Consider the following 7,706-nt stretch of genomic DNA (forward strand, 5'->3'; position numbering starts at 1 on the left):
CCGCGATCCTCGCCGACATAGGAATAGGCCTGGCTGATGGCGATCGAGCGCACGCCGAGCAGCGCGCCTTCCATGGCGCCGGCGACCGTGCCCGAATAGGTGACGTCGTCGGCGATGTTGGCGCCGGAATTGACGCCGGACAGGATCAGGTCGGGGGCTGCCGGCAGGATCTTCTTCACGCCCATGATGACGCAGTCGGTCGGCGTACCGCGCACGGCAAAGTGCTTTTCGCCGATTTTTCTTAGGCGCAGCGGCTCCGAGATCGACAGCGAATGCGCATAGCCGGACTGGTCCTGTTCCGGCGCCACCACCCAGACGTCGTCCGACAGCGTGCGGGCGATGCGTTCGAGCGATGCAAGACCCTCGGCATGGATGCCGTCGTCGTTGGTCAGGAGGATGCGCATTATTTCGATTCGATCTTTTCCAGGCCGCCCATGTAAGGCCGAAGCGCTTCAGGAATGGTTACACTGCCATCCTCATTCTGGTAATTTTCGATGACGGCAATAAGAGCGCGGCCGACGGCCGTGCCGGAGCCGTTCAGCGTGTGGACGAAGCGATTGCCCTTGCCGTCCTTGTCCTTGTAGCGGGCGTCCATGCGCCGCGCCTGGAAATCGCCGCATACCGAGCACGAAGAGATCTCGCGATAGGCGTTCTGGCCGGGCAGCCAAACTTCGATGTCGTAGGTCTTGCGTGCGCCGAAGCCCATGTCGCCGGTGCACAGCGTTATGGTGCGGAACGGCAGGCCGAGCCGCTTCAACACCTCCTCGGCGCATTCGGTCATCCGCTCGTGCTCGGCAAGCGACGATTCCTGGTCGGTGATCGACACCAGCTCGACCTTGTAGAACTGGTGCTGACGCAGCATGCCGCGCGTGTCGCGGCCGGCCGAGCCCGCTTCCGAACGGAAGCACGGCGTCAGCGCGGTATAGCGCAGCGGCAGTTTTTCGTGCGGCGTGATTTCCTCGCGCACGAGATTTGTCAGCGGCACTTCGGCCGTTGGGATGAGCCAAAGGCGTTGTATAGATGCCGAGACGAACGTCTCTTCCGGCTGCCCCACCAGAGCATCCACAATTCGTTGTCGCGCAGAGCGACCGTCGACATCTGGTGAGCCCGCGTCTTGTGCTGAAGCAAGCGCTCGTACAACCTTTTCAATCGAAGTCAGATTTCTTGCTGTAGCAAACAAATCGTCCTCAAATTTCGGCAATTGTCCGGTGCCGAACATTGCCTCGTCGCGCACCATCAGCGGCGGGACGATCTCCTCGTAGCCGTGCTCGGTCGTGTGCAGATCGAGCATAAACTGGCCGAGCGCGCGCTCCATCCGCGCCAGCTGGTTCTTGAGCACCGTGAAGCGCGAACCCGAAAGCCTTGCGGCACGCTCGAAATCCATCATGCCGAGCGCTTCGCCGATCTCGAAATGCTCCTTTACCCAATTCGGGCGGGTCGGCACCTTGCAGACGACGCGCTTGACGACATTGTCGTGCTCGTCCTTGCCGATCGGCACGTCATCGAACGGCACATTGGGCAGCACCGCCAACACGTCGTTCAGCGCCTTGTCGAGCTCGCGCTCGCGCGCCTCGCCATTCTGGATGAAGGCCTTGATCTCGCCGACCTCGGCCTTCAGCCTTTCGGCAAGGGCTGCATCGCCCGAACGCATGGCATTGCCGATCTCCTTCGATGCGGCATTGCGGCGTTCCTGCCTGGTCTGCAACTCGGTCAGATGCTCGCGTCGCGCCTCATCCGCGGCGATCAGGTCGTCGACCGTGGACTGCGCCTCCTCGGCCGACCACGAGCGCTTCTGGAGCGCCTCGACAAGGGCCTTCGGGTTGTCGCGAATCCATTTGATGTCAAGCATGGTCTGTTCGTCCTCGGCACGGCGGTTTCGGGGCAACGACATGCCCAAAACAAAGACCAGAGGGCGTAAACCGCATCATTGACCGATGCAAGATGTCAAGCCGAGTTCCTTCGCGCCCCGCTCAGGCCGGCAACACCGGAACTTTCAAACCCTGAAACAAAAAACCCGCCTCAGTAGGCGGGTCGTCGGCGCGAATCAGCACCATACCCAGATTAGTAGCATAGCTGCCGGCACAAAGCAAGAACAAAGATGCCAACCGCCCAACCGCAGCTACGTCGAAGACGCGTCCGCCGGCTTTTCGGCCACCTCTTCCCTGGCGTCCTGCTTTTCGCGGGCCACACGGTCGCGCTCCTTGCTGCGCTCGATCAGCCGGGCCGACCAGATCGAGACCTCGTAGAGAAGGATCGTCGGAATGGCGAGGCCGATCTGGCTCATCGGGTCGGGCGGCGTCAGCACCGCCGCCACCACGAAGGCGATGACGATCGCCCATTTGCGCTTCTCGGCCAAGCCCTGGGACGACAGCATGCCGACACGCGTCATCAGGCTGGTCACCACCGGCAACTGGAACACCAGGCCGAAGGAGAAGATCAGCGTCATGATCAAGCTGAGATATTCGGACACTTTCGGCAGCAGCGAAATCTGCACCTGGTCGTTGGTGCCGGTCTGCTGCATGGCGAGGAAGAACCACATCACCATCGGCGTGAAGAAGAAATAGACCAGCGACGCGCCCATCAGGAACAGGATCGGCGAGGCGATCAGGAACGGCAGGAAGGCATTGCGCTCGTTCTTGTAGAGGCCGGGCGCGATGAATTTGTAGATCTGCGTGGCGATCAGCGGAAAGGCGATGACCATGCCGCCGAACATGGCGAGCTTGACCTGGGTAAAGAAGAATTCCTGCGGCGCCGTATAGATCAGCTCGACCTTGTGCGGATCGAGCCCGGCCCATTGGGTGGCCCATCTGAACGGGATCACCAGCAGGTTGAACAGCTTCTTGGCGAAGAAGAAGCACACAAGAAAAGCGACGAAGAAACCGCCGATCGACCACATCAGCCGCCGGCGCAACTCGATCAGGTGCTCCATCAGCGGAGCCGACGATTTTTCGATTTCGTCCTGTTCCTTATCCGAAGTGCTCACTTTGCGGCTCCCGCCGTTTTCCTGGCGGCCGGCTTCTTCGTTGCTGCCGATTGAGCTTTCGGCTCAGCTTTCGTGGCGGCCTTTGGCGCAGCGGTCTTTGCCGGCTTGGCCGGCACGGCAGCCGCTGCCTTCGCAGACGCCGGCTTCTTCTTTGCCGCCGATGCTTTTTGCGGCACGGCCGCTGCAGTCGTTTGCGCCTGCACTGCCGGTGCCACGACGGACTCGTCCGTCATCGCCGGAAAGATCGGCGTGGCCGGCGTCGGCTCCGGCGGACTGACGCCCGGCATCGTCGTTGCGCCGTTCTTCAGCGGCTCGGCTGCCTGCTCGGTCGACGGGGCGGGATCGACGACCGGCTTGGGTTGCATCACGGCATCGACGCCGGAACGGACGTCAGCGGCCGCCTGCTCGAATGGATTGAGCTGTTTCCTGATCTCGGCCGCCGGATTGAGGCTTCTCAGCGAATCGACCGACTTCTTGACGTCGTCGAGCTCGGCTTCCTTCAGTGCGTCGTTGAACTGCCGCTGGAAATCGGACGCCATGGCGCGCAGCTTCGCCGTTGTGCGGCCGAAGGTGCGCAGCATGTTGGGCAAATCCTTGGGCCCGACGACCACGATCATGACGATCGCGATCACCAGCATCTCGGTCCAGCCGACTTCGAACATGGCTATACGTTCCGACTCAAGTTTTGGCCGACTAAAGTTTTGGGCTCAGCCTTTGCTGGCCTTTTCCTTCGGTACCGAAACGGTTTCGTCGGAACGGTGTTCGACGGTGCGCTTGTCCTCAGCAGTGTCGTCGTCGGCCATGCCCTTCTTGAAGCTCTTGATGCCCTTGGCCATGTCGCCCATCAACTCGGGGATCTTGCCGCGGCCGAAGACCAGCAGCACGATCACCAGAACGATCATCCAGTGCCAAATCGAAAATGAACCCATAGCAAATCTCTCTCGAACGGTTTCCCAGACGCTGATCTATGCGCTTTCGGGTTCGGATTCAAACAGAACTGCGACAGAGTTCATGAATGAGTGGCAGATGTCACGCACTTTCGGCACAGCAGCCCGCTACCAATCGGCGCAGTTCCGCCCTGCCTATGGCTTTAAGATGGCGCTCGGGTCAATCTTCCGTGACGCGCGGGGTCAAAAGGCCGAGTTCCTCGAGGTCGATGTCGGTCAGCGGATCCTCGTCGTCGGTGAGCGCATCGGGGTCGGCCGGCGGCAGCGGCACCGAGAAATTCGACGGCATGCGGCCGGACAGCAGCCCGGCACCCTTCAATTCCTCCATGCCGGGGAGATCGCGGATCTCCTCCAGCGCGAAATGGTCGAGGAAAATGTCGGTCGTGCCGTAGGTGACGGGACGGCCGGGCGTGCGGCGCCGGCCGCGCATCCTCACCCATTCCGTCTCCATCAGCGTGTCGAGCGTCCCCTTTGATGTCTCGACGCCGCGGATGTCCTCGATCTCGGCGCGCGTCACCGGCTGGTGGTAGGCGATGATCGCCAGCACTTCGAGGGCGGCGCGGGAAAGCTTCCGCTGCTGCACCGTGTCGCGGCTCATCAGGAAGGCGAGGTCGCCGGCGGTGCGGAAGGCCCAGGCATCACCGACGCGCACCAGGTTGACGCCGCGCCGCGCATAGATCTGCTGCAGTTCGGCCATTGCCGCGGCAATGTTGATGCCGTCAGGCAGCCGCGCCGCGAGCTGTTTTTCGCTGACTGGCTCGGCGCTGGCGAATACGATCGCTTCGGCCATCCGCACGGCCTCCGCCATATGCAGCCGCTCGCCGGGATTCTGCGACAAATTCTGCCCCTGGTTTTGTGCCGGGTTTTCGGCGACCATGCCTTGCTCGGCGTCGTCGTCGACCTTGAACGGAATGACCGAAGCGTTGGCGCGTTCGCTCATGGTGTCACCTCGACTATCTTGATGGCTTGGGCGCGGCCGCGCAGATAAAGCGGCGCGAACACCTGGTCCTGCCGCATCTCCATCTTGCCTTCGCGCACCAGTTCCAGCGTTGCGGCGAACGAGCTGGCAACTGCGGTGCGCCGCTCTTCCGGGCCGGCCAGATATTCGACCAGGAAACTGTCGAGCGCCGTCCAGTCGCGCAACGACCCGATCAGCCTGATCAGCACGTCGCGCGCATCCTTGAGCGACCACACGCCGCGCCTGGCGATCGTCACATTGGTGACCGCCTGCTTCTGGCGCTGCTGGGCATAGGCGGTCAACAGGTCATAGAGCGAGGCCGAATAGGCATTGCGCTTCTCGACGATAACCATCTCCGGCATGCCGCGCGCAAACACGTCGCGTCCGAGCCGGTTGCGGTTGACCAACCGTGCAGCTGCGTCGCGCATCGCCTCCAGCCGCTTCAGCCGGAACTGCAGCACCGCCGCCAGTTCCTCGCCGCTTTCACCTTCGTCGCCGGGCTGCTTGGGGATCAGAAGCTTCGATTTGAGGAAGGCCAGCCATGCCGCCATCACCAGGTAGTCGGCGGCAAGCTCCAGCCTCAGTGCCCTCACCTTCTCGACGAAGACCAGATATTGCTCGGCCAGCGCCAGGATCGAGATGCGCGACAGGTCGACCTTCTGATTGCGGGCAAGATGCAGCAGAAGATCGAGCGGACCTTCGAAACCGGCCACATCGACGACCAGGGCGGGATCGCCGGTCAGCCGAGAATCGTCGTTCTCGGCCCACAGGCGGTCCATCGGTGCGGCCTTGCCGGCCTTCAGGTCCAATGTCTCCGCCACTTCGCTTCCTTTGATGCTAGGCCACCGCGTCGAAATAACTGGCAAATTCGGCCCGAATCTCGGTCTCGTCCGCTACGTCACGGTTCCTGATATAGGTCAGCGCCCGCTCCGCGCGCTCAAACGACTTGCGTTCAAGCCCGGTCGTGCGCGACGCAATGCCGGCCATCTCCTCGAACACGCCGTTGCAGTGAAGGACCAGATCGCAGCCCGCCGCAAGGATCGCGGCCGCCTTTGACGGGAAATCCCCAGAAAGTGCCTTCATCGAGGTGTCGTCGCTCATCAACAGACCGTCGAAGCCGATTTCGCCGCGGATGATCTTTTCGATGACCTTGCCGGATGTGGTGGCCGGGTTCTTCGGATCGATCGCGCTGTAGACGACATGCGCCGTCATCGCCATCGGCAAATGGTTGAGCTCCCTGAACGGGGCAAAATCATGCCGCTGCAGGTCGCCGATCGAGGCGTCGACGGTCGGCAGTTCGAAATGCGTGTCGGCGAAGGCCCTTCCATGGCCGGGAATATGCTTCATCACCGGCAGCACGCCGCCCGCCATCAGGCCTTCCGCCGCGGCGCGGCCCAATTCGATGACGGCGCGCGGCTCCTTGCCATAGGCGCGCGCGCCGATCACGTCGCTGGCGCCTTCGATCGGGACGTCGAGCACTGGCAGGCAATCCGCCGTGATGCCGTAGCGCAGCAGGTCGAAAGCGTGCAGCCGCGCCATCAGCCAGGCGGCACGGGTGCCGGCGTCATGATCGTCGCGCCACAAGGCACCGAGTGCGCCGGCAGCCGGATAGTTCGGCGCCAGCGGCGGCCGCAGGCGCTGCACCCGACCGCCCTCCTGGTCGATGAATACCGGCGCGTCCGCACGCCCGACGCAGTCGCGCATAGCGGCGACCAGATCGCGGATCTGCTCGGTCTCGCCGATATTGCGCGCAAACAGGATGAAGCCCCACGGGCATTCATTGCGATAGAAACGGATCTCGTCGCGGGTCAGTGATTTCCCGGCGCAGCCCAGGATCATGGATTTTGATTCGGTCATGCGGAACAGTTTAGAGCTTCGCGTGGACAAAGGGAATCGCCCGCAATTGTCTCCAGGAATTTCCGTTCACGCAAAAAAAGCCGGCGCGGGCGCCGGCCTTTTCGAGGGGCTTTGAGCCGCTAGTGAGACACGAAGCAATTACCGCCGGCAGCCTTGTAGCCGGTGCACAGTTTGATGGCCTCGTTGCGAGACTGCGCCGGAACGCGGACACGGTAGAAGGTGCCCTTGCCGGCAATTTCGGCCTTGACGATGTTAGCGGTGCGGCCGGAAAGCACGCTGCCGTAGCGGCGCTGCAGATCCTGGTAAGTCGCCTGGGCGCTTTCGACTGTCGGCTGCGAAGCGATCTGTATCGACCACGAACCACCGCCGGCCGCGGCCGGATCGATGGAAGCAACCTGATCGGGCTTGACCTCGCCGACCACATCGACCGGCTGGTCGGACGGACGCTGCGGCGCCACGGGGACCGTGGCCGGGGTGTTGGCGGACTGCTTGCTGGCTGACGGCTGGGCCTTGGCTTCAGCCTTTGTGTCGGGCTGGGGCGCCGGCTGCAGCTTGGTGGTTTCGGCCTGGTCGCCACTCGCCTGGTCGCCACTCTTCGGATCACTTGTCATTTGGTCGATCAGGGGCACGGCGCCGGTCTGCGCCGCGTCGTCGGCCTGGGTCGACGGAGCTACGTGCTGCGGCGCCGGATCGGCCGGCTCGGCAGCAGCCATCTGCGGGGCGGCAGGCGCCGGATCCTCGCGCGCCACCAGCGAGCCGTCAGGTTTCACCACCATCGTCCGTACCTTGCGTGGCGCAACGGCGACGATCTCGGGGTTAGCACCCTTGTCGGCCTCCTGCAGAACCTGCGCAATGCGATCCTCGGACTTGGGCGCCGGTGCGGCGTCAGGTCCGCTAGCGCCAGACGGGTGGGAGCCAGCCCCGTTGGGGTCAGACGCCCGGGGGCCGGGCGCGTCGATAC

At 63.1% G+C, this 7,706-nt stretch carries 9 protein-coding genes; all 9 read right to left on the minus strand.

Going from position 1 to position 7,706, the window contains the following annotated elements:
* Window positions 1-404: 5'/3'-nucleotidase SurE (surE, locus tag NKJ08_RS37565; RefSeq protein WP_352786224.1), on the minus strand; the 404-nt coding region annotated here is incomplete at its 3' end.
* The gene (gene serS, locus NKJ08_RS39195; RefSeq protein WP_502904202.1) at window positions 404-1,849 is read right to left on the minus strand and encodes a serine--tRNA ligase; all 1,446 of its coding nucleotides are present in this window, start codon (window positions 1,847-1,849) and stop codon (window positions 404-406) included. The genes serS and surE, both read right to left, overlap by 1 nt.
* A gap of 270 nt (window positions 1,850-2,119) precedes the next feature.
* On the minus strand, window positions 2,120-2,983 hold the full coding sequence (tatC, locus tag NKJ08_RS37580; RefSeq protein ID WP_352526039.1) for a twin-arginine translocase subunit TatC: 864 nt from the start codon (window positions 2,981-2,983) through the stop codon (window positions 2,120-2,122).
* Window positions 2,980-3,645, minus strand: a complete 666-nt coding sequence (gene tatB, locus NKJ08_RS37585) for a Sec-independent protein translocase protein TatB (RefSeq protein ID WP_352786226.1) — start codon at window positions 3,643-3,645, stop codon at window positions 2,980-2,982. The genes tatC and tatB overlap by 4 nt, the downstream gene beginning before the upstream one ends.
* A 45-nt stretch (window positions 3,646-3,690) precedes the next feature.
* Window positions 3,691-3,912, minus strand: coding sequence for a twin-arginine translocase TatA/TatE family subunit (locus NKJ08_RS37590; RefSeq protein ID WP_352451388.1), 222 nt, complete (start codon window positions 3,910-3,912; stop codon window positions 3,691-3,693).
* Window positions 3,913-4,090: 178 nt separating this feature from the next.
* Entirely contained in the window at window positions 4,091-4,870 is a 780-nt protein-coding gene (gene scpB / locus NKJ08_RS37595; RefSeq protein WP_352526041.1) for an SMC-Scp complex subunit ScpB, read from the minus strand.
* Complete coding sequence (locus NKJ08_RS37600; RefSeq protein ID WP_352526216.1) at window positions 4,867-5,667, minus strand: segregation and condensation protein A; 801 nt, start codon at window positions 5,665-5,667, stop codon at window positions 4,867-4,869. The genes scpB and NKJ08_RS37600 overlap by 4 nt, the downstream gene beginning before the upstream one ends.
* 58 nt (window positions 5,668-5,725) lie before the next feature.
* The gene (gene nagZ / locus NKJ08_RS37605) at window positions 5,726-6,745 is read right to left on the minus strand and encodes a beta-N-acetylhexosaminidase (RefSeq protein WP_352775869.1); all 1,020 of its coding nucleotides are present in this window, start codon (window positions 6,743-6,745) and stop codon (window positions 5,726-5,728) included.
* A gap of 119 nt (window positions 6,746-6,864) precedes the next feature.
* Window positions 6,865-7,706, minus strand: an 842-nt coding sequence (locus tag NKJ08_RS37610) for an SPOR domain-containing protein (protein ID WP_352786228.1), incomplete at its 5' end; no start/stop codon positions are given.

Source organism: Mesorhizobium sp. M0244 (assembly GCF_040321795.1).
GTDB lineage: Bacteria > Pseudomonadota > Alphaproteobacteria > Rhizobiales > Rhizobiaceae > Mesorhizobium.

Bases quoted from the DNA above. Each gene is read 5' to 3' on its own strand.
- serS (WP_502904202.1), bottom strand. From the start codon at position 1,849: ATGCTTGACATCAAATGGATTCGCGACAACCCGAAGGCCCTTGTCGAG.
- tatB (WP_352786226.1), bottom strand. From the start codon at position 3,645: ATGTTCGAAGTCGGCTGGACCGAGATGCTGGTGATCGCGATCGTCATG.
- NKJ08_RS37590 (WP_352451388.1), bottom strand. From the start codon at position 3,912: ATGGGTTCATTTTCGATTTGGCACTGGATGATCGTTCTGGTGATCGTG.
- scpB (WP_352526041.1), bottom strand. From the start codon at position 4,870: ATGAGCGAACGCGCCAACGCTTCGGTCATTCCGTTCAAGGTCGACGAC.
- NKJ08_RS37600 (WP_352526216.1), bottom strand. From the start codon at position 5,667: ATGGACCGCCTGTGGGCCGAGAACGACGATTCTCGGCTGACCGGCGAT.
- nagZ (WP_352775869.1), bottom strand. From the start codon at position 6,745: ATGACCGAATCAAAATCCATGATCCTGGGCTGCGCCGGGAAATCACTG.